Raw genomic sequence first — 21,222 nt, forward strand, 5'->3', positions numbered from 1 at the left:
TCCCCGCGTGAAGCCCAGCAATCCCGGCGTGCTCGTCGGTCTGGTGGTCGTGTTCGCCCTGCTCACCTGGGGGCTGCTGCGGCAGTTCTACTCCATGGTGCCGACCCTGCCGTGGACCGCGATCCCCACCACCCTGCTGCTGGCCGTCGGCGAGGTCTACACGGGCTGGCTGACCCGGGCGAGGATCCTGCGCCGCCCGCACACCAAGCCCGTCGAGCCGCTGGCCGTCGCCCGCCTGGCGGCGCTGGCCAAGGCCACGGCGTACGCCGGGGCGGCGTTCGGCGGCGTCTTCGCCGGGTTCGTGGTGCGCGTGCTCGACCTGCTCGACCTGGAGAAGCCCCGCCAGGACGCGCTCGTCGGAGGCGGGTCGTTCGTGGCCTGCGTGATCCTGATCTGCGCGGCGCTGTTCCTCGAGCACTGCTGCCGGGTGCCCGGCAAGCCTTCCGGGGAGACGTGACCGCTACTTGTCGATGTCGCCGACCACGAAGAACATCGAGCCGAGGATGGCGATCATGTCGGCGACCAGGTTGCCCGGCAGTATCTCCCGCAGCACCTGGATGTTGTTGTAGGAGGCGCTGCGCAGCTTGAGCCGCCACGGCGTCTTCTCGCCCCGCGACACGAGGTAGTAGCCGTTCAGGCCGAGCGGGTTCTCCGTCCAGGCGTACGTGTGGCCTTCTGGCGCCTTCAGCACCTTCGGCAGCCGCTGGTTGATCGGTCCCGGCGGCAGATGCCGCAGGCGCTCGACGCAGGCGTCGGCCAGGTCGAGGGAGACCTTGACCTGTTCGAGCAGCACCTGGAACCGGGCCTGGCAGTCTCCGGCCGACCGGGTCACGACCTTCACCGGCAGCTCGCCGTAGGCGAGGTAGGGCTCGTCGCGCCGCAGGTCGAAGTCGACGCCCGAGGCCCGCGCGATCGGGCCGCTCACGCCGTACTGCATGATCGTCTCGCGGTCGAGCACGCCGACGCCGCGGGTGCGGGCCAGGAAGATCTCGTTGCCGGCGATCAGTTCCTCGATGTCGGGCAGCCGCCGCCGCACGGCCGCGACGGCGGCGGTGACGCGGTCGAGCCAGCCCAGGGGCAGCTCCTCCTTCAGCCCGCCCACCCGGTTGAACATGTAGTGCATGCGGCCGCCGGAGATCTCCTCCATGACGTGCTGCAGGGTCTCGCGCTCCCGGAAGGCGTAGAAGACCGGAGTGATCGCGCCGAGCTCCAGGGGATAGCTGCCGAGGAACATCAGGTGGCTGAGCACGCGGTTGAGCTCGGCCAGCAGCGTCCTGGCCCACACCGCCCTGGGCGGGGGCTGCATGCCCAGCATGCGCTCGACCGCGAGCACGACGCCCAGCTCGTTGGCGAACGCCGACAGCCAGTCGTGCCGGTTGGCGAGCACGATGATCTGCCGGTAGTCGCGCACCTCGAACAGCTTCTCCGCGCCGCGGTGCATGTAGCCGACGATCGGCTCGGCGGCCGTGATGCGCTCGCCGTCGAGGACGAGCCGCAGCCGCAGCACGCCGTGGGTGGACGGATGCTGCGGGCCGATGTTGAGGATCATGTCCTCGGTGGCCAGCTCCCTCGCCTGCACGGCGTCGGCTCCCGCGCCGATCCCCACGATGCGTTCCCGGCGCACGCCCTCCTGCTCGCTCGTCATGCCTTCCATGCTTTCACGCTCATTACCTAGGAGCGAAGACGGCGAAGGCTCCGCCTGTAGAGGCACTCGGGGCCCGCTTGGACCTGGTCGTCGACTTCGGCGATCGGACGCTGCGCCTGCCTGTGAGCGAGAAGCCGACGGATGCCGCTTGAGCGGGACCTCTCGGACGAGACCCCCAACCTGAGTCTCCGTCTTCAGGTTGTGGCGATTTCGCGGAGCGCCTCGACGAGGCGGTCGACGTGTTCGGTGGTCGTGCCGATGCCGATCGAGGCGCGCACGGCGCTGAACGTGCCGTCCGCGCAGCCGCCGTCCTCCCCACCGCCGAGGAGGTGGCGGACGAACGGGTGGGCGCAGAACTTGCCGTCCCTGACGCCGATGCCCCACTCGGCCGACAGCGCCTCGGCGACCTCGCGGGCCGGACGGCCCTCGACCGTGAACGACACGATGCCGACGCGCGGCTGGTCCTGACCCCACAGCGACAGCTCGCGTACGCCGGGGATCGTGGCGAGCCCGGCGCGCAGGCGGGCGAGCAGGCGCTCCTCCTCCCGCACCAGCGCGGTCCAGCCGGTCGCGGTCAGCGCGTCGCAGGCGGCGGCGAGCGCGATCGCGCCGAGCACGTTGGGGGTGCCCGCCTCGTGCCGCGTCTCGGGGTCGTCGCTCCACTCGGTGGTCTCGCCCACCGCCTGTACGGCTCCGCCGCCGCGCAGGTACGGATCGGCGTCGGCGAGCCAGTCGGGGCGGCCCACGAGCACCCCGGCGCCGAACGGGGCGTAGAGCTTGTGCCCGGAGAAGGCCACGTAGTCGAGGTCGAGCGCGGCGAGGTTGAGCCCGCGGTGGGGGACGAACTGGGCCGCGTCCACGGCGATCCGCGCGCCGTGCCGGTGGGCGATGTGGGCCAGCCCGGCGATCGGCCACAGCTCGCCCGTGACGTTGGAGGCGGCGGTCACGACGAGCAGGGCCGGGCCCTCGATCGCGGCCAGCGCCTCGTCGGCCGCCCGGAGCGCCTCGCCGGGGAAGGCGGGCGGCGCGAGCCGTACGGTGTTCGGCCAGGGCAGCAGCGAGGCGTGGTGCTCGGTCTCGAACACCACCACGGTGGTGCCCTCGGGGAGGCTGCGGGCCAGCAGGTTCATGGCGTCGGTCGTGTTGCGCACGAAGACCAGCGCGTCGCCGGGGCGGGCGCCGACGAAGGCCCGCACGGTGTGCCTGGCCTGCTCATACCTGGCCGTCGTGAGCTGCGAGGCGTAGCCCGCGCCCCGGTGGACGCTGGAGTAGGCCGGCAGCGCCGCCGCGACGGCGGCGTTCACCGGCTCGAGACAGGGCGCGCTCGCCGCGTAGTCGAGGTTCGCGTACGGCACGAGCCGGCCGCCCTTGACGGGCACCTCCAGGTCGGCGCCGACGACGGCGGGAAGCCGCGGCGCGATGTCCTCGGTGGAGCGGCGGACGGCCTGCTGGACGAAAGTGAGTGCGGACAACGCCAAGCCTCCTCGGGATCGGGGACCCCGGCCATGGCGTAGGGAGGCGGAGCCCGCGCTTGCCCGGCACACTTCGTGCCGGACCCGGTCCTCACCCGGGGCACCCCGCCGCGAGCGCGAGGGTTGCCGGCCAGCAAGCCGGGGCTTGACGCTGGCACTCATGACCTGGACGGCACTATAACCCGACCCCGCCCCCCGGCCGCAAGTGCGGGCGACCCACGCGGATTCAGTCGTTGTCGACCGTGACGCCCAGGATGTGGGCGAACATCGGCGCGAGTTCCATCAGCTGGACGCCGCTGATGGTCGCGCCGCGCAGCGCGTCGTAGCCGTCGGAGATGCCCAGGGACACGGCGCCCCGCAGGTCGACCCGGAACATGCGCGCCTTGTCGAACCGCACCCGTTCCAGCGTGGAGCCGGGGAAGGTGACGCCGGTCAGCGTGGCGCCCGCGAAATCCACGTCGCGCAGCGTGCACTCGACGAACGAGACCTCCCGCAGGTCGGCCGCGCGGAGGTTGACCGAGTCGAGCTTGCACCGGTGGAAGGTCACATGGCTCATCTCGGCGCCGGGCAGCGCCGTGCCGGCCGGGGCGCTCATGATGATCTCCGCGTCCGCCCAGGCGGACTCGGTGAGGTCGCCGCCCACCCAGCGCACGCCGTTGAGCCACACGTCCGAGAAACGGGCGCGCCGATAGCGGCCGCCGACGAACGTCACCGAGGTGAAGGCCGATTCGATGAACCGGGCGTTGGAGGCCTCGGCGTCCTCGAACTCCTGCCCGTCGAACAGGACCGTGTCGTAGTCGCCGCCCTGAGCGAGCCGCCCGTCGAACGGTTCGAGGTGATCGGCGTAGGGCAATTCGCCGAGCTCGCGGGGTTCTCTGCGGTGCTGTTCGCGGCGCTTCGGCATCGCACCAACCTATGCCATGAAGGACCCGCACGCCCGTACTCCCAGGCGAGGTCTTTCATCCGTATTGTTGTCCATTGTGAAGTTTGATCCCTGGAATGCCGAGTTCATCGCGTACCCCTACGACGCCTACCGTGACCTGCGCGACAACGAGCCGGTCAGCTTCTTCGAGCCGACGGGGCAGTGGCTGATCGCCCGCCACGCGGATGTGAACGCGCTGCTGCGCGACCGGCGCCTCGGCCGGTCCTATCTGCACGTGGCGACGCACGAGGCGTTCGGCCGCGAGCCCGAGCCGGAGTTCCAGGAACCGTTCTGGCGGGTGGTGCGGGCCGGGATGCTCGACGTCGAGCCGCCGATCCACACGCGGCTGCGCCGCCTGGTGTCCAAGGCGTTCACGCCACGCATGGTCGAGTCGCTGCGTCCCCGCGTACGGAAGATCGCGACCGAGCTGACCGAGGGGCTGGTCGAGCGCGGCGGCGGCGATCTGCTGGCCGAGGTGGCCGAGCCGCTGCCGGTCACCGTGATCGCCGAGATGCTGGGCGTGCCCGAGGCCGACCGAGACCTCCTGCGCCCCTGGTCGGCCGACATCTGCGGGATGTACGAGCTGAACCCCTCGCTGGAGGCCCAGCACACGGCCGTACGCGCGGCGACGGAGTTCGCCGAATACCTGCGCGGGCTGGCCAGGGCGCGCAGGGAGCGGCCGGGCGACGACATGATCTCGGCGCTGGCCCAGGTGGTGGACGACGGGGACCGGCTGACCGAGGACGAGCTGATCGGCACCTGTGTGCTGCTGCTCAACGCCGGGCACGAGGCCACGGTCAACGCCACCGGCAGCGGGTGGTGGGCGCTGTTCCGCAACCCGGGTGAGCTGGAGCGGCTGCGCGCCGACCCCGGCCTGATGCCGACGGCGGTCGAGGAACTGCTGCGCTACGACACCCCGGCGCAGATGTTCGAGCGGTGGGTGCTGGAGGACATCGAGGTCGGCGGGGTGACGATCCCCCAGGGCGTGGAGATCGCGCTGCTGTTCGGCTCGGCGAACCGGGACCCCGAGGTCTTCGCCGACCCGGACCGTCTCGACCTCGGCCGGGCGGACAACCCGCACATCTCGTTCGGCGCCGGCATCCATTTCTGCCTCGGCGCGCCGCTCGCGCGGGTCGAGATGGCGGAGTCGTTCGGCGTCCTGCTGCGGCTGGCGCCCAAGCTGGAGCTCGCCGAGGAGCCTGCCTGGAAGCCCAGCTACATCATGCGCGGCCTGGAATCGCTCAAGGTCACCGTCTGACGACCTGGCTGAGCCAGCCGAAGCCGCCGAGACCGGCCGGGTCGATCAGCTCCGCCTCCTGGGAGGCCCGGCCGAGCGCGCGTACGTACCCGGCGGGATCGGCGGACGCGAGCGCGAGCGGCGGCCGGGCGCCGGTGACCCCCAGGTCCCGCAGCGCCTCCCGCTGCGTGGTGAGCGTGGTCGCCTCCGCCCCCACCCGCTCGCCGGCCGCCGCGCAGGCGTCCAGCGCGACGTGGGCGGTGATGTCGCACGACCCGTCCGGTGTGGCCGGCACCACCGAGCCGTCGCGATATCCGGTGACCGTGCCGAGCGGGGGCCGCCGCCCGGCCTGATGGGCGTAGTCCACGGCGACCGCCGTGCCGCGCGCCAGCCGCGTGATCAGCGAGGCCCACGCCTCGTCGCGGGGGCGGCCGATCTCGGCGCGTTCCCCCGGTGAGCGCAGCGGCCACCAGCGTTCCAGCCAGGCCAGATCCTCGGGGCCGGGAGCGGGCCCGAGCCGTTCGTCGCCGGTCGAGGTGTCCACGAGCACCAGGCGCGGGCCGTCCGGCGTCATCTCGGCGACGTCGAGCGGCACGTTGTCCAGCCACTCGTTGGCGATCACCAGGCCGGTGATCCCGCACGGCGCCTCCGGCTCCCAGGCGACGCGGGGGTCGAGATCGCCGGGCCGGGGGGACAGGTCGACGGCGGTGACGCGCAGCCGCGCCGCGAGGTCCGGCGGCGCGGCGGCCAGCACCCGGGCGGCCAGCAGGCCGTTGCCGCTGCCCATGTCCACGAGATCGACCGGATCGGGCCGCCCGAGGGTGGTGTGGACCTGCCGGAGCAGGCACAGCACCGCCTCGGCGAAGACCGGCGAGGCATGCACCGACGTGCGGAAATGCCGGTCGGGGCGCTCCCGCAGATAGAAGCCCTCCGCGCCGTAGAGCGCCCGTCGCATGGCCTCCCGCCAGGTGACCTCCACAGCGCCCCACGTTACCGACACGCCGATGGCGTGACGAAAAGTAGTCACTTTCGTACTTATGGCTCAACATAGGGCCGTGAGAAACGGGACAAAATCCGACCGTTGGGCCACGCCCGGGCCGGCGGAAGCGCCGCCGCTACGCTGAAGCGAGGGGAGGCGTCATGGACACTAGTGACCGCCCGGCGCGGCTCGCCGTGGGAGTGCTCGGCGCGGGACGGGTTGGTTCCGTGCTCGGAGCCGCGCTCATGCTCGCGGGTCATCGGGTGGTGGCGGCCAGCGGCGTGTCCGACGCGTCGGCGCGGCGGGCCGCCGACCGCCTCGGCATGAAGCTCAGCAGGCCGGACGAGGTGATCGCCCGGTCCGAGCTCGTGCTGCTGACCGTGCCGGACGACGTGCTGCCCGGCCTCGTCTCCGGCCTCGCCGCCACCGGCGCCGACCTGCGCGGCAAGCTGCTCGTGCACGCCAGCGGCGCGTACGGCCTGGGCGTGCTCGATCCCGCGGCCGAGGCGGGGGCGCTGCCGCTCGCGCTGCACCCCGTGATGACGTTCACCGGCAGGAGCGACGACCTGACCCGGCTCAACGGCTGCTCGTTCGGCGTCACGGCGCCCGACCTGCTGCGGCCGGTGGCCGAGGCGCTGGTGATCGAGATGGGCGGCGAGCCGGTGTGGATCGCCGATCACGATCGCCCGCTCTACCACGCCGCCCTGGCCGGCGCCGCGAACCACATGGTGACGCTCGTCGCCGAGTCTCAGGAGCTGCTCGCGAAGATCGGCGTGGAGCATCCGGGCCGGATGCTCGGCCCGCTGCTGAGCGCGGCACTCGACAACGTGCTGCGCCTGGGCATCAGCGGGCTCACCGGGCCCGTGGTGCGCGGCGACGCGGGCACCGTGCGCAAGCACGTGGACGCGCTCATCCTGGCCGCCCCCGAGGCCGCGGACGCGTACGTCGCCCTCGCGAGGCTCACCGCCGACCGGGCGCTCGCGGCGGGCCTGCTCAAGCCGGAGGCGGCCGAACGCCTGCTGGACGCCCTGGGAGGGAACATATGGACCTGACCGTCGCCGCCGACCGCGCCGTCCTCGACAAGGCGAGGGACGCGCTCGGCCCCGGGAGGATCGCCCTGGTCCCCACGATGGGCGCGCTCCACGAGGGTCACCGGTCGCTGATGCGGCTGGCGCGCGAGCACGCCGACCACGTGGTGGTGAGCGTGTTCGTCAATCCCCTGCAGTTCGGCCCCAGCGAGGACTTCTCCCGCTATCCCCGTACGTTCGACGCCGACCTCCGGGTGTGCGAGGAGGAGGGCGTGGGCGTGGTCTTCGCGCCCTCGGCCGAGGACATGTACCTGCCGGACCGCCAGGTGGAGGTTTCGGCCGGCGGCATGGGCGGGGTGGTCGAGGGCGCCTTCCGGCCCGGCCACTTCGACGGCGTGCTGACCGTGGTGCTCAAGCTGTTCAACCTGGTGCGGCCGGACGTCGCGGTCTTCGGGCAGAAGGACGCCCAGCAGCTCGCGCTGATCCGGCGGATGGTGGCCGACCTCGACGTCCCGGTGTCGGTCGTCGGAGCCCCGACCGTGCGGGAGCCCGACGGCCTCGCGCTGTCGAGCCGCAACAGGTATCTGTCCGAGGCCGACCGCCGCACCGCGCTCGCGCTGTCGCGGGCGCTGCGGGCCGGCGCGGCGCGAGGCCAGGCAGCAGGGCCGGCCGGAATCCTCGACGCCGCGCGGGCCGTGCTGGAGGAGGCGGCACGCTTCGACCCGCCGCTGCTGCTCGACTACCTGATCCTGGCCGACCCCGCGACGTTCGCGCCGGTCGGCGACGACCACCGGGGCGAGGCGATCCTGGCCGTGGCCGCCAAGGTGGGCACCACCCGCCTGATCGACAACATGGTCCTGACGCTGTAGGGGGCGCAGCGGCTCAGGCTGCCCCGGCCCGCAGTGTGAACCAGAAGGTGGGGAACGGGTTCGTCCCGGGTGTGACGTCGACAAGCTCCCAGCCGGCGAACCTGGCACGCAGCTCGTCGGCGGTGACGCCGGAGAACGTGTCGTCGAGCGTTCCGGGGCCGTAGCCGAACATCAGCAGCCGTGCGCCGGGAGCGGCGCGGCGGGTGAGCCCGGCGGCGTAGGCGTCGCGGCGGTGCGGCGGGATGCCGCAGTAGCAGCTCAGGTCGAAGAACAGGTCGTAGGGGCCGGGCGCGTCCAGCTCGTCGAGCCGGGTGGCGTCCCCGTGCAGCAGCCGTACGGCCACTCCCGCCGCGTCGACCTTCTCGCGGGCCTGCTCGATCGCGCGGTCGATCATGTCGACGGCCGCGACCTCCCAGCCGTGCCGGGCCAGATAGACGGCGTTGGTTCCGGTGCCGCAGCCGAGCTCCAGAGCGCGGCCGGGCGGCAGCGCATCGTGCCCCTCGATCAGGGCGACCAACTCGGGCGGCGTCACGCCGGTGTCCCACGGCGGCTTGCCGGCGAGGTAGTACCTCTCCAGTTCTCGGCGTACGGCCTCCTCGTCCGCGTCCGGGCCCTGAGCAGTGTTCGCCTTGTCCATGATCCGCTCCAAGTTCTTAGAGTTAAACTCTAGTGACGAACTCTAGAGATATACTCGTGCCATGGACACCGTCAAGAGGCCGGACAAACGGGCCGGGCGCTCACGCCGCACCCGGGAGAAGGTCATCCAGGCGGCGCGGGAGCTGTTCGTCGCGCAGGGCTATGGGGCGACGAGCCTGCAGGAGGTCGCCGACCGGGCGGGCGTGGCCGTTCAGACGGTCTACTTCGTCTTCGGCAACAAGCGCACGCTGTTCAAGGACGTCGTCGACACGTCCATCGCCGGGGACGCCGAACCGGTGGCCACCATGGACCGTGAATGGTTCCGCGCCGCGTGCGCCGCGCCCACCGCGGCCGACCAGCTGCGCGCGCACGTTCAGGGCGCCGCCGAGATCCTCGGCCGGGTCGCCCCGATCATGCCGCTCATCGAGTCGGCCGCGGCCACCGACCCGCAGATCGCCGCGCAATGGCCCGACGGCCCCGATCCGCGCTACATCGTGCAGCACGCCGCGGCCCAGGCGCTGGCCGGCAAACCCGGCGCCCGGCCCGACGTCTCCGTCGAGATGGCCGCGGACCTGCTGTTCTGCCTGCTCAGCCCGCAGCTGTACCTGCTCTTCGTCCAGGACCGCGGCTGGTCGACGGACCGATGGGAGGAATGGGCCTACGCCACTCTGGCCACCCAGCTCTGCACCGGCCATGCGGCGGGCGCGGGTGGCCCGGACGGCCGTGGCCAGGGGGACCGTTTATAGGAGGGGCCGGGGCGTCACCATCACCCGGGGGGCGTTATCGTCATTGTGACGAAAGGGGATCCCCTCATGGTGGCGCTCGCACGCAGACTCACCGCCCCCGCACCCGGCTGGACCGTCGAGGCCGACACAGTCGTGATCGGGTCCGGCATCGCCGGCCTCACCGTGGCGCTGCGCCACGTCGAACTCGACCCCCGGGCGCGCGTGCTCGTGGTCACCAAGGACGTGCTGTCGGCCGGGTCCACCCGCTGGGCCCAGGGCGGCATCGCCGCCGTTCTCGACCCTGAGGACACCCCCGACGAGCACCTGAGGGACACGCTCGTCGCCGGGGTCGGCCTGTGCGACGAGGAGGCCGTACGCGTCCTGGTCACCGAGGGCCCCGACGCGCTGAAGCGGCTGATGAGCCACGGCGCAGAGTTCGACCGCGGCACCGACGGCGAGCTGCAGCTCACCCGTGAGGGCGGCCACCGCCGCAACCGCATCGTGCACGCGGGCGGCGACGCCACCGGCGCCGAGGTGCAGCGGGCCCTGGCCGAGGCGGTGCTGGCCGAGCCCCGCATCGAGGTCATCGAGCACGCCCTCGCCCTCGACCTCCTCCTCGACGCCGAGGGCCGCGCCTGCGGGGTCACGCTCCACGTGATGGGGGAGGGCGCCCGCGACGGCGTCGGCGCCGTACGGGCCGGGGCCGTGGTGCTGGCCAGCGGCGGCATGGGCCAGGTCTACGCGGCCACCACCAACCCGGTCGTGTCCACCGGGGACGGTGTGGCGCTGGCCCTGCGGGCGGGCGCGGTGGTCAGGGACATCGAGTTCGTGCAGTTCCACCCCACGGTCCTGTGGCTGGGAGAGGGCTCCACCGGCCAGCAGCCTCTCGTCTCCGAGGCGGTGCGCGGCGAGGGCGCCGTGCTGATCGACTCGAACAACGAGCGCTTCATGCGGGGCGTGCACGAGCTGGCCGACCTCGCGCCCCGCGACGTGGTCGCCAAGGCGATCATGCGCCAGATGGCGCGGACCGGCGCCGACCACGTCTACCTCGACGCCACCCACTTCGGCGAGGAGAAGTGGCGCTCCAGGTTCCCCACGATCCTCGCCGTCTGCCGCGAGCACGGCATCGACCCCGTCACCGAGCCCATCCCCGTCGCCCCTGCCGCCCACTACGCGAGCGGCGGCGTGCGCACCGACCTGTACGGCAGGACCAGCGTGCCCGGCCTGTACGCCTGCGGAGAGGCGGCCTGCACGGGCGTGCACGGCGCCAACCGGCTGGCCTCCAACTCCCTTCTGGAAGGGCTCGTCTACGGCGAGCGCATCGCCGCCGATCTGGCCGCCCGCGACCTCACCCCGTGCGAGCCCGCCCCGGCCGACGACCGGCCCGAGGGCCTGGTGGACCCGCGTACGCGGCCGAGGATCCAGAGCCACATGAGCCGGGGCGCCGGGGTGCTGCGCAGCGACCGGAGCCTCGCGCAGGTCGCTCGCGCGCTCTCTGACGCCCGCTGGACGCCGGTCGAGGTCGAGCCCTGCACGGAGTCGTGGGAGGCGACCAACCTCCTCACGGTGGCCTCCGCGCTGGTCGCCGCGGCGGCCGTGCGCGAGGAGACCCGCGGCTCGCACTGGCGGGAGGACCACCCCGACCGCGACGACGCCCGCTGGCGGGCGCACATCGACATCGCCCTGACGGCGGAGGGACTGACCTTGACGTACACGCCACACGAGGAACCGCGGACCGAGCTGGAGAAGGCCGGCCTCGACCCGGACGCCGTGCTGCGGCTCGTCCGGGCCGCGCTGGAGGAGGACCTGGCCGGGGGGCAGGACGTGACCTCGGTCGCCACCATCCCCGCCGGCCAGCGGGCCGTGGCCGACGTGGTCGCCCGGAAGGAGGGCGTGCTCGCCGGCCTGGCCGTGGCCGAGGCCGTCTTCCGCCAGGCCGCCGGGCCGGTAGAAGTCGAGCGGCAGGCCGTCGACGGCGACCGCGTGCGCCCCGGCGACGTGGTCATGACCGTGCGGGGCGCCACTCGGGACCTGCTGACGATGGAGCGCACCGCGCTCAACTTCCTCACCCACCTGTCCGGCGTCGCCACCCAGACCCGCCGCTGGGTGGACGCCGTCGAGGGCACCGGCGCCCGCATCCGCGACAGCCGCAAGACCCTGCCCGGTCTGCGGGCCCTGGAGAAGTATGCCGTCCGGGCCGGCGGCGGGGTCAACCATCGGATGGGCCTGCACGACGCCGCCCTGATCAAGGACAACCACGTCGTCGCCGCCGGAGGCGTCGCCGAGGCGTTCCGGGCCGTACGGCAGGCCTTCCCCGGCCTGCCGATCGAGGTCGAGGTGGACCGGATCGACCAGATCGAGCCGGTTCTGGCCGAGGGCGCCGACGAGATCCTGCTCGACAACTTCACCGTGGACCAGCTCGCCGAGGCCGTACGGCTGGTGGCCGGGCGGGCGCGGCTGGAGTCGAGCGGCGGGCTGACCCTGGACGCGGCCCGCGCGGTGGCCGAGACCGGGGTCGACTACCTGGCCGTCGGCGCTCTCACGCACTCGGCCCCGGCACTCGACCTTGGCCTAGATCTTCGTGATGCATAATCAGGGAATGCTGCTCACCATCGACGTCAGCAACACCCACACGGTGCTGGGCCTGTTCGAGGGTGAAGAGGTGATCGAGCACTGGCGGATCGCCACCGACCCCCGCCGTACGGCGGACGAGATCGCGGTGGTGCTCCAGGGTCTCCTGGGGCAGTCGCCGCTGCTCAAGGACGCCGATATCAGCGGAATCGCGATCTGCTCCACGGTCCCGTCGGTGCTCAACGAGATGCGGGAGATGTCCCGGCGCTACTACGGCGACGTCACGGCGGTGGTCGTCGAGCCGGGCGTGCGCACCGGCGTACCGGTCCGGATGGACAACCCCAAGGAGGTCGGCAGCGACCGCATCGTGAACGCGCTCGCCGCCACCACCCTGTACGGCGGGCCGTGCGTGATCGTGGACTTCGGCACGGCCACCTCGTTCGACGCCGTCTCGGCCCGGGGCGAGTACGTCGGCGCGGTGACCGCCCCCGGCCTGGAGATCTCGGTGGACGCGCTGGCCACGGCAGGGGCCCAGCTCCACAAGGTGGAGCTGGTCCGGCCGCGGTCGGTGATCGCCAAGAACACCGTGGAGGCGCTCCAGTCGGGCATCATCTACGGCTTCGCGGGCCTGGTCGACGGCATCGTGGACCGCATGACGGCCGAGCTGGCCTCCGATCCCGACGACGTCACCGTGGTCGCCACGGGCACAGGTGCGCCGCTCGTCATCGGAGAGGCCCGTACGATCGACGTGCACGAGCCCTGGCTCACGCTGATCGGCCTGCGGCTGGTCTACGCCCGGAACGCGTCCTGACGACTCCCTCGCGTACGGGACCATAGAAGGCAGGATCCCGTTCAGAGAGGACTGACGTGATGGACGCCGACTGGGTGGCGCGTTTCGCCGATGAGGTCATCGCCGAGGCTGAACGGCGCGCACCGGGCAAACCCGTCGTCTGCGCGTCAGGCCTCAGCCCGTCCGGCCCGATCCACCTGGGCAACCTGCGCGAGGTCATGACCCCGCACCTGGTGGCCGACGAGATCAGGCGGCGCGGGTACGAGTGCGTGCACATCATCTCGTGGGACGACTTCGACCGCTTCCGCAAGGTTCCCGTGGGCATCGACCCCGCGTGGAACGAGCACATCGGCAAGCCGCTGACCTCGGTCCCGGCCCCGCCCGGCAGCGAATACCCGAACTGGGCCGAGCACTTCAAGGCGCCGATGATCGCCGCGCTCAACGACCTCGGCGTGGAGTTCCAGGGCATCAGCCAGACGCAGATGTACACCTCCGGGGCGTACCGGGAGCAGGTGCTGCTCGCGATGCGCGAGCGGCGGGGGATCGACGCGATCCTCGACCAGTACCGCACCAAGAAGGCGAAGGCCAAGGAGGTCGCGGACGCCGACGAGGCCGCCGCCCTCGAGGGCTCGGGGGCCGCGAGCGAGGACGACGGCTCCGGCGCCGGGGGCTACTACCCCTACAAGCCCTACTGCTCGGTCTGCGACCGCGACCTGACCACGGTCACGTCGTACGACGACGAGACCACCGCGATGTCCTACACCTGCGTGTGCGGCCACGGTGAGACCGTCCTGCTGTCCGAGCACACCCGGGGCAAGCTGGTGTGGAAGGTCGACTGGCCGATGCGCTGGGCCTACGAGGGCGTGGTCTTCGAGCCGTCGGGTGTGGACCACAGCTCGCCGGGCTCGTCGTTCGTCGTCGGCGGCCAGATCGTCCGCGAGGTGTTCGGCGCCCCGCAGCCGATCGGGCCGATGTACGCCTTCGTCGGCATCAGCGGCATGGCCAAGATGAGCAGCTCCAAGGGTGGCGTGCCGACCCCGGCCGACGCTCTGTCGATCATGGAGCCCGCGCTGCTGCGCTGGCTGTACGCCCGCCGCCGCCCCAACCAGTCGTTCAAGGTCTCCTTCGACCAGGAGATCCAGCGGATGTACGACGAGTGGGACACGCTGACCAAGAAGGTGCAGGACGGCACGGCGCTGCCGGCCGACCAGTCGGCCTACCGCCGCGCGTCGACCACGGCCTCCCGGGCCCTGCCGGAGACGCCGCGGCGGCTGCCCTACCGGACGCTCGCCTCGGTCGTGGACATCGCCACCGGGCACGAGGAGCAGACGCTGCGCATCCTGCGCGCGTTCGACCCGGAGATCGCCGGGCTGGACGAGCTGCGGCCGCGGCTCGACCGCGCCCAGCACTGGGTGAACACCTACGTGCCCGCGGAGGACCGCACGCAGGTGCGCGAGACGCCCGACAAGGAACTGCTCGACACGCTCGGCGAGCAGGATCGGGAGTCGCTGCGCCTGCTGGCGGAGGGCCTCGACGAGCACTGGTCGCTCGACGGGCTGACCACGCTCGTCTACGGCGTGCCGAAGGTGCAGGCCGGGCTCGACATGGACGCCAAGGCGGCCACGCCCGAGCTGAAGTCGGCCCAGCGCGCGTTCTTCGCCCTGCTCTACCGGCTGCTCGTCGGCCGCGACACCGGCCCGCGGCTGCCCACGCTGCTGCTGGCCGTGGGCCGCGACCGGGTGCGCGAGCTGCTCGGTCGTGGCTGATCTCGCTGTCTCCTGACCTCCTGGGCGCGGGCCGGACGGCATGGCCGTCCGGCCCGCGGCCCGTGCGTCACGGCAGCAGGACCAGGCGGCCGCGCAGGCCGCCCCTCCGCAGGCGTTCGTGCGCCTCGGCCGCCCGCTCCAGCGAGTAGGTGCCGATGGGCACTCAGACGGCGGCCGGGCGGCGCGAGGAGGCGCGTCAGCGATACAACGCGTGCGTCGCGACGCTGCCCGTCGCGGAAGCTGCTCGACACCCTCAGCGACAAGTGGGTGAGCCTGGCGCTCACGGCGCTCGCCCACGGCCCTCTCCGCTAAAGAGAACTGGCGAGGACGATCGCCGGTGTCAGCCAGAAGATGCTCACGCAGACGCTGCGGAGGATGGAGCGCGACGGCCTGGTCTCCCGCACGATCACCCCCTCGGTGCCGGTCCGGGTCGACTACCGGCTCACGCGCCTGGGCGAGGACCTGATGCCGCTGCTGGAAGCGATCAAGCGCTGGGCGGAGGTCCACATGGAGGACGTCGAGGCGGCCCGCGAGGCGTACGACCGGCGTCCCGACTCCTAACCTTGACGACCTTCATGGCAGGCGTTTACCTTCCCTGAAGGGTGGGCCGACGAAGCATCGTCGTGGGGGAGGGCGGACGATGGGTGTTCCCGAGGTCGTCTACCGAGGTGACAATCTCGCCTCGGACCTTGAGCGTGCCGGTCTCACCGAAGAGGATCTGCTTCTCCTCGCGGAGCTGGCCAAGGGCGTGACCGCCGACCGGGTGGGCCGCAGTCTCGACGTCAGCGGGCGCACCGTGCGGCGCCGGCTGCGGTGCATCTGCGACCGGATCGGCGTCGCGACCGCGATCGAGGCCGTCGCCTGGGCGGCACGCCGCCGCCTCATCTGACCGCGCTCCGCCCTCGCCCCTCTATGGAGGAAGGGCTCAGTCGGCGACGCGCACCGCTCCCGCGAACGGCCGCCCGGCGATCTTCGCGATGTGGATGACGTCTCCCGTGCGCGGCGCGTGGATCATGTAGCCACCGCCGATGTAGATGCCCACGTGGTGCAGGTCGGAGTAGAAGAAGACCAGGTCGCCGGGGCGGAGCTGGTCGCGGGAGATGTGCGTGCCGGCCGTCCACTGGTCGCCCGTGTAGTGGGGCAGGCTGATGCCGACGGACTGGTAGGCCGCCATGACCAGGCCCGAGCAGTCGAAGGAGCCGGGCCCCTCGGCGCCCCACACGTACGGCTTGAGCTGCTGCCTGAGGGCCCAGCGCGCCGCCTGGGAGGCCTTGCCGTCGCCCACGATGGGGAACGCCATCCTGCTGCGCGTCTCGGTGCCGACCGTCTGGGAGACCTGCCGGTAGAGACTGCTCTCGGTCGTCTTGATCAGCTTGGTGATCTTGTCGCGCCGCGAGTCGAGGCCGCTGAGGAGCTTCTTGACCTCGGCCTGCCGCGCGGAGGCGCTCTCCCTGGCCCGTGCGGCGGCGTCCATGGCCTTGGTGACCTCGGCGACCTCCTGGCTCTCCTGCAGCTCCAGCGCGTACGTCGTGGAGGCCTGGTCCAGGTACCGCCGCGGGTCGGCGTCGCTGTCGATGAGCACGAGCGCGTTGCCGAGCCCGTTGGTCATGTAGGAGTGCTGCGCGAAGGCGCTCGCCTTCTGCCGGCGGACCTCCAGCTCCGCCTCGCTCTTGGCGAGGTTCTTCTTGGCGAGGTCGGCGGACCGCTCTGCCGCCTTCAGACGCACCCGCTCGCCGTTGTACTGCTCGGTGAGGGTCTCGATCTCGGTGTAGAGGCTCTCGACCTGCGCGGTGAGCTCCTTGAGGCTCGGCTTGGGGTCGGCGGTGGCGCGGACCACCGGGGCGCCGACCGTGATCGCGGTGAGTGCGACGCCGACGAACGCCAAGCGGCGGATGGCACCCGGACCGGCCGTGCCGGATCCGGACCGTCGGCGGCGGGCGTGCCTGCCCGCCGGCCGTCCTCCACGCATGCGCAACCGAGCTCCTCTCCCACGTGCGCCCCGCGGCGGGCCGTCGTCGAGACGGGCCGTACGGCGGAGCACTTCTGAGCGCCTACCGGGTTAGCTGACGGGTTCGGGCCGGAGTAGCCCTACCTTGGTGGATTCACCCCTTGACGATCTGAGATCGAACCGATCCTGATCCTGCAGTTGGGTCCCCGGCTCCCCTTCGCACTCGGTGCTTCGAAGATTCGGCGCCCGGTCGCCGTGAGCGCTCACGATGACCGGCATCGTCGCTGGACGATAGTGCACGGCGAGTTCTTGCTCAACCAGAACTCCGAAACCCGTCTACGTTTGACAACCAAACGATCACAGTCGGGTCACGAGCTCAGTAGTGATACGTCCGCGTTCACCTGGGTATAGGGCGATCTGGGGCTTTGGAAGTGCCGCTGGGACTGTTGAAAAAAGTGGGACGAACCGGAACGGCCGTCTCAGGGTGCGGCCCTGCATCCGTCCGTATCCTGGCGGCTACGGAGGGTCAGGCCTCATGTCGGGTATGGCGTTTGGGAATGACCGTTATCCGTGGGGAGACGCTCCGCGCCCGGCCGCGTGGGATCGGCCGCGGTCCGGCTAGGCTGGCCGTCCATGGAGCAGGTCGCCGCGCAGACATCCAGCGGATCGGGTGCCACGGCCGTGACGGTGCGCCGGGCCAGGACGCCGGACGTCCGGGCGATCCGGAGCCTCGTCGACGCGTATTCGGGCGTAGGTCCCCGCCTGCTCAAGAAGAGCACGGTCACGCTGTACGAGGACGTCCAGGAGTTCTGGGTGGCCGAGACGGACGGGCAGATCGTCGGCTGCGGCGCGCTCCACGTGCTGTGGGAGGACCTGGCCGAGATCAGGACCGTCGCGGTGGACCCCGCGGCACGCCGCGGGGGCATCGGCCATCGGATCGTCGCCGCGCTCATCGAGACCGCCAACGACCTCGGCGTGCGGAGGGTCTTCTGCCTCACGTTCGCGGTGGAATTCTTCGCCCGGCACGGCTTCAGGCCCATCCAGGGCACCCCGGTCTCTCCTGAGGTGTACGCGGAACTGCTCGCGTCGTACGACGAGGGCGTCGCCGAGTTTCTCGACCTGGAGCACGTCAAGCCGAACACGCTGGGGAACACCCGGATGTTGCTGCACCTCGACCGTCGTTGATCACCTTTGATGGGCATTGATCACTGATCTTGACGACAATTGTCGTCTGCTGCAAAGGTGACTGTTGATACACCTGTCGCTACTTTTGGCAATATCAGCGTGTGCTACAGACGTGCGGCGCATGCGTCTTCGAAACGAGGTGACACGGTGAGCACCGGACAGCCGCCGTACCCCCAGGACGAGTCGGACGGAACGCCACCGCCGTCATCGAACCCCGGGTACAGCACGGACAGACAGCCCCAGGACTACGACCCCGACGTCACGGTCGTCAGCTATCGCCACTCCGGGCAGCACACGGGTCCGCAGCAGCCGCCCGGCTACGACCCCGCCCAGGGCGGCTACGGCCAGCAGCAGGGCTATGGCGCCCAGCAGGGCCAGCAGCAGCAGTACGGCCAGCAGGGGTACGGCCAGACCGGCCCGCAGCAGGGCTACGGACAGGAGGCCGCCCAGCAGCAGGGCTACGGGCAGCAGCAGTACGGCCAGCAAGGTCATGGCCAGACCGGCCCACAGCAGGGTTATGGCCAGCAGGGTTATGGCCAGACCGGCCCACAGCAGGGTTATGGCCAGCAGGCTTATGGCCAGACCGGTCCGCAGCAGGGCTACGGCCAGCAGTACGGGCAGCAGGGCTACGGCGCCCAGCAGGGCCAGCAGCAGCAGTACGGCCAGCCGTCCCAGGGCGGCTACGGCCAGCAGGCCGCCCCACAGGACTACGGCCAGCAGCAGGGCTATGGCGCCCAGCAGGGCCAGCAGCAGCAGTACGGCCAGCAGGGTCAGGGCGCCCAGCAGGGCCAGCAGCAGGGCTACGGCCAGCAGCCCGGTTACGGCCAGCAGGCCTATGGTCAGCAGCAGGGCTATGGCCAGCAGCAGTACGGCCAGCAGCAGGGCTACGGGCAGCAGCAGCAGTACGGCCAGCAGGGTCAGGGCGCCCAGCAGGGCCAGCAGCAGGGCTACGGCCAGCAGCCCGGTTACGGCCAGCAGGCCTATGGTCAGCCCGCCTTCGGCCAGCCGTACCCGGCCGCGGGGCCGATTCCGCCCGGCGCCCCGGCTCCGCTCGCGGAATGGTGGCAGCGTCTCGTCGCCCGCATCATCGACGGCGTGATCATCGGTATCCCCTTCAGCATCATCATGCTCGTGATCAGGGGAATCGTTGTGACCAACGCGAGCATCGACATAACGACCGGGGTTTACAACCCCGGAAGCGGTGCCTTCCTGGCGTCACTGCTCACGGCGATCCTGGGCGGACTCGTCATGGTCGCCTACGAATTCCTCATGCTGCGGGCGCAAGGGCAGACGCTCGGCAAGAAAATCATGGGCATCAAGGTCGTTCCGGTCGGCGGCACTCTCGACGCGGGCGGGCTTCCCCAGGACGTGGCGGTCAAGCGCGCCGGCGTGCTCTTCGCTTTCGAGTTCCTGCAGTGGATTCCCGTTATCAGCTACCTCGCGAGCATCGCCTCCCTTCTGAACGTGCTGTGGCTGCTGTGGGACAAGCCGTTGCAACAGGCGCTGCATGACAAGGTCGCCAACACCGTGGTGGTGAAGGTCAAGTAACGACGACAGACGGGGCCGATGGAACGGACCATCGGCCCCGTTTTTCTATGGGCCGCTATGGCTCCGTCCGCACCGCCCGCTCACCCGGCTGTGACGGAAAAACCTTGCGGGGCCGCCCGGGCATGCCATGCTTGGGTTCACCGTCCCGAGAGGTGCCCAATGACCGCGAGACCGCCCCCGGCGCCAATCCTTAAGACTCGCCCTCGCCGCCTGTCCGGGTCATATCCGCCCACGGGCGGCTTAAGGAACCGTCAGGGGCGCTTATGGGGCCGTATGGAGCCGCACAGGCCCTTATGGCGCTCCCGGAAGCCCACCCGCTCTACCCGGCCGCAGGCGGCGTCCGCGGAATGCGGGGATCGTTTGGCCGTGGGAAACTCTGACGCCACGGCCGCCCGGGCCGTCCACGTGATTGTGCCCCCGCTCCTTTTTTTGATCTTCAGAGCTCCGGCCCGTCGATCTTGACGGAACCGGCCAGTCCTCTCTTTTTACGAGGCTTCCGGGCTGTGGTGATCTGCTTGCGCGTATATCCCGCAAGGCGTGCGCGCCGTACGAGAAGGCTGCCGGGCCCCTTGTGAAGATCCGGCCGCCGCGACACGGGCTCCTCGTTTCCCCGAGCTCTTCAACGGCCGTACGTCCCGGTCAGGCCTTTTCCACAGGGCGTGTTTGCCGCTTCACACTTGTCCGTCCGTGCCGGTTCGTCCTGGTCGGCAAGCCGCTCACCTGCGGCTACGGCATGGGCCGCAGGGAACTCCGGGGCGTGCGGCCCGGTCGCCGGCCGTTGGCCGGAAGCGCGCAAGCGGCCGAAACGGCGGGACGGCCCAGGATCGGTGACCGCCGGGGTCGGCATTCTGGGTACGATTTCGAGTGCATCCGGTAAGGCCGCTGGAGAGACGAGGGATTACCCCGGCCCTCCAGGGGCACCCCGGAAGGCGCGCCTGGTCCCTCCCGGCGCTATGGTCGTATCAGGGCGCCCGGCCCGGCAAGAGGCCGGCGGCCTTGCCACGTCCTCGGAATTTCCTCGGGTGCACCTAATGACACCCCCGGCACGAGCGAGGCAGAATGACAGAGGTATTGTCCGCCTTGATACCTTCCGTGGTCGTCGCCGGCGCGGTCGTCTACGGCATCGTAAAGTTGGTACGTTCCGACGCTGCGGGCCTCCACACGGCACGGGAGCCACGCGAGAAGTCACCGGACTCAGAGGTTCCTGAGAATCCGCAATCATGAATTGTCAGCCGGGGGAAACCGGGTATATGTTTGGCTGACGAATCAAACTATGGGCTGCGAAAGGATTGCCGGATGGCCAAGCACACGCAGGTGATTCTCATCGACGATCTCGATGGCGGCGAGGCCAATGAGACGGTCACCTTCGCGATTGACGGCACGTCTTATGAGATTGACCTGAGCGACGGCAACGCGAAGCGGCTTCGCGAGGCCCTGTCGCCTTTCGTCGGCGGCGCGCGGCGCGCGGACAGCGGGCAGGCCCGTGGGCGCCGTCGTGGTGCGGGCGGTGGAGGCCAGCGAGCCATGACCCGCGAGAAGAGCGCGGAGATCCGCGCCTGGGCGAAGGCTCACGGACACCCCGTGAGCGAGCGCGGCCGCATTGCCGCCTCGATCGTCCAAGCGTACGAGGACGCGCACTAAGGTCGTGTCCCTTAGATCTTCCGCCTACTGCGGTCGGCCAGGCGGCGCTTCGCTCCGTTGCCGTCGTTGCCAATAGCTCCGCTATTGGCTCCTCCTCGGCCTTGCGATGCGCCCACCTGGACGATCCTCGCTACGGCAAGATCTGCGGGACACTCCTTAACTCCAACCTTGATCGCGCGGTTATGGTGGTCGTCGGAGGACCTGACGATCGCATAACCGCGCGATTGTGTTTGTGCTCCCTTAAAACCTCGTTCGCTTGC

At 70.9% G+C, this 21,222-nt stretch carries 19 protein-coding genes and 2 riboswitches; of the genes, 13 read left to right on the forward strand and 6 right to left on the reverse strand.

Features of this window, described 5'->3' with window-relative positions:
- Window positions 1-7: 7 nt before the first annotated feature.
- Window positions 8-457 carry a DUF3180 domain-containing protein gene (locus ACQEVJ_RS01195; protein ID WP_433096237.1) on the forward strand — a complete coding sequence of 150 codons (450 nt, stop codon included), beginning with the start codon at window positions 8-10 and terminating at the stop codon, window positions 455-457.
- 3 nt (window positions 458-460) lie between these two features.
- Here ACQEVJ_RS01195 and ACQEVJ_RS01200 read toward each other — a convergent pair whose 3' ends face one another.
- The 3 genes from ACQEVJ_RS01200 to ACQEVJ_RS01210 form a co-directional block, all read right to left on the reverse strand.
- On the reverse strand, window positions 461-1,645 hold the full coding sequence (locus ACQEVJ_RS01200) for an NADH-quinone oxidoreductase subunit D (protein WP_433096239.1): 1,185 nt from the start codon (window positions 1,643-1,645) through the stop codon (window positions 461-463).
- A 194-nt stretch (window positions 1,646-1,839) separates the two neighbouring features.
- Window positions 1,840-3,066 carry an aminotransferase class V-fold PLP-dependent enzyme gene (locus tag ACQEVJ_RS01205; RefSeq protein ID WP_433112505.1) on the reverse strand — a complete coding sequence of 409 codons (1,227 nt, stop codon included), beginning with the start codon at window positions 3,064-3,066 and terminating at the stop codon, window positions 1,840-1,842.
- Window positions 3,067-3,167: 101 nt separating this feature from the next.
- Window positions 3,168-3,283: riboswitch (SAM riboswitch) on the reverse strand.
- Window positions 3,284-3,343: 60 nt separating this feature from the next.
- Window positions 3,344-4,021 carry a pentapeptide repeat-containing protein gene (locus tag ACQEVJ_RS01210; RefSeq protein ID WP_433096241.1) on the reverse strand — a complete coding sequence of 226 codons (678 nt, stop codon included), beginning with the start codon at window positions 4,019-4,021 and terminating at the stop codon, window positions 3,344-3,346.
- A gap of 76 nt (window positions 4,022-4,097) precedes the next feature.
- Here ACQEVJ_RS01210 and ACQEVJ_RS01215 point away from each other — a divergent pair, with 76 nt between their 5' ends.
- On the forward strand, window positions 4,098-5,297 hold the full coding sequence (locus tag ACQEVJ_RS01215; protein ID WP_433096244.1) for a cytochrome P450: 1,200 nt from the start codon (window positions 4,098-4,100) through the stop codon (window positions 5,295-5,297).
- On the opposite strand, the gene ACQEVJ_RS01220 is transcribed toward ACQEVJ_RS01215, so the two are convergent.
- Window positions 5,287-6,303 (reverse strand): SAM-dependent methyltransferase, encoded by a 1,017-nt coding sequence (locus tag ACQEVJ_RS01220; protein ID WP_433096246.1) that lies wholly within the window; start codon window positions 6,301-6,303, stop codon window positions 5,287-5,289. The genes ACQEVJ_RS01215 and ACQEVJ_RS01220 overlap by 11 nt on opposite strands.
- Window positions 6,304-6,416: 113 nt before the next feature.
- Between ACQEVJ_RS01220 and ACQEVJ_RS01225 the strand changes: the two genes are divergently transcribed.
- Both ACQEVJ_RS01225 and panC read left to right on the forward strand, forming a co-directional pair.
- A complete protein-coding gene (locus ACQEVJ_RS01225) occupies window positions 6,417-7,307 on the forward strand; it encodes a Rossmann-like and DUF2520 domain-containing protein (protein WP_433096248.1) in 891 nt (296 codons plus the stop codon).
- Window positions 7,298-8,152: a pantoate--beta-alanine ligase gene (panC, locus tag ACQEVJ_RS01230; protein WP_433096250.1), complete on the forward strand. Its 855-nt coding sequence runs from the start codon at window positions 7,298-7,300 to the stop codon at window positions 8,150-8,152. The genes ACQEVJ_RS01225 and panC overlap by 10 nt, the downstream gene beginning before the upstream one ends.
- 13 nt (window positions 8,153-8,165) lie before the next feature.
- Here panC and ACQEVJ_RS01235 read toward each other — a convergent pair whose 3' ends face one another.
- A complete protein-coding gene (locus ACQEVJ_RS01235) occupies window positions 8,166-8,789 on the reverse strand; it encodes a class I SAM-dependent methyltransferase (RefSeq protein WP_433096252.1) in 624 nt (207 codons plus the stop codon).
- Between the two features lie 61 nt (window positions 8,790-8,850).
- On the opposite strand from ACQEVJ_RS01235, the gene ACQEVJ_RS01240 reads away from it, so the two are divergent.
- The 6 genes from ACQEVJ_RS01240 (at window position 8,851) to ACQEVJ_RS01265 (ending at window position 15,529) form a co-directional block, all read left to right on the forward strand.
- Window positions 8,851-9,534: a TetR/AcrR family transcriptional regulator gene (locus ACQEVJ_RS01240; protein WP_433096254.1), complete on the forward strand. Its 684-nt coding sequence runs from the start codon at window positions 8,851-8,853 to the stop codon at window positions 9,532-9,534.
- A 66-nt stretch (window positions 9,535-9,600) separates the two neighbouring features.
- Window positions 9,601-12,105 carry an L-aspartate oxidase gene (locus tag ACQEVJ_RS01245; protein ID WP_433096256.1) on the forward strand — a complete coding sequence of 835 codons (2,505 nt, stop codon included), beginning with the start codon at window positions 9,601-9,603 and terminating at the stop codon, window positions 12,103-12,105.
- A 7-nt stretch (window positions 12,106-12,112) separates the two neighbouring features.
- Window positions 12,113-12,895, forward strand: coding sequence for a type III pantothenate kinase (locus ACQEVJ_RS01250; protein WP_079319601.1), 783 nt, complete (start codon window positions 12,113-12,115; stop codon window positions 12,893-12,895).
- A gap of 59 nt (window positions 12,896-12,954) precedes the next feature.
- Window positions 12,955-14,640, forward strand: coding sequence for a lysine--tRNA ligase (lysS, locus tag ACQEVJ_RS01255; protein ID WP_433096259.1), 1,686 nt, complete (start codon window positions 12,955-12,957; stop codon window positions 14,638-14,640).
- Window positions 14,641-14,991: 351 nt separating this feature from the next.
- Window positions 14,992-15,201, forward strand: coding sequence for a winged helix-turn-helix transcriptional regulator (locus ACQEVJ_RS01260; protein ID WP_433096261.1), 210 nt, complete (start codon window positions 14,992-14,994; stop codon window positions 15,199-15,201).
- 79 nt (window positions 15,202-15,280) lie between these two features.
- Entirely contained in the window at window positions 15,281-15,529 is a 249-nt protein-coding gene (locus ACQEVJ_RS01265; protein WP_179155467.1) for a LuxR C-terminal-related transcriptional regulator, read from the forward strand.
- A gap of 36 nt (window positions 15,530-15,565) precedes the next feature.
- Here the strand turns inward: ACQEVJ_RS01265 and ACQEVJ_RS01270 are convergent, their stop codons facing one another.
- Window positions 15,566-16,609, reverse strand: a complete 1,044-nt coding sequence (locus tag ACQEVJ_RS01270; RefSeq protein ID WP_433096263.1) for an NlpC/P60 family protein — start codon at window positions 16,607-16,609, stop codon at window positions 15,566-15,568.
- A gap of 64 nt (window positions 16,610-16,673) precedes the next feature.
- Window positions 16,674-16,827, reverse strand: a riboswitch (cyclic di-AMP (ydaO/yuaA leader).
- A 394-nt stretch (window positions 16,828-17,221) separates the two neighbouring features.
- On the opposite strand from ACQEVJ_RS01270, the gene ACQEVJ_RS01275 reads away from it, so the two are divergent.
- From ACQEVJ_RS01275 to ACQEVJ_RS01285, 3 genes are all read left to right on the forward strand, one after another.
- Window positions 17,222-17,773, forward strand: a complete 552-nt coding sequence (locus ACQEVJ_RS01275; RefSeq protein ID WP_433096265.1) for an amino-acid N-acetyltransferase — start codon at window positions 17,222-17,224, stop codon at window positions 17,771-17,773.
- Window positions 17,774-17,920: 147 nt separating this feature from the next.
- Complete coding sequence (locus ACQEVJ_RS01280) at window positions 17,921-19,321, forward strand: RDD family protein (protein ID WP_433096267.1); 1,401 nt, start codon at window positions 17,921-17,923, stop codon at window positions 19,319-19,321.
- Window positions 19,322-20,617: 1,296 nt separating this feature from the next.
- A complete protein-coding gene (locus tag ACQEVJ_RS01285; RefSeq protein ID WP_433096269.1) occupies window positions 20,618-20,962 on the forward strand; it encodes a histone-like nucleoid-structuring protein Lsr2 in 345 nt (114 codons plus the stop codon).
- The last annotated feature ends 260 nt before the right edge of the window (window positions 20,963-21,222 follow it).

The sequence above is a fragment of the Microbispora sp. CA-102843 genome (genome assembly GCF_050936215.1).
GTDB lineage: Bacteria > Actinomycetota > Actinomycetes > Streptosporangiales > Streptosporangiaceae > Microbispora.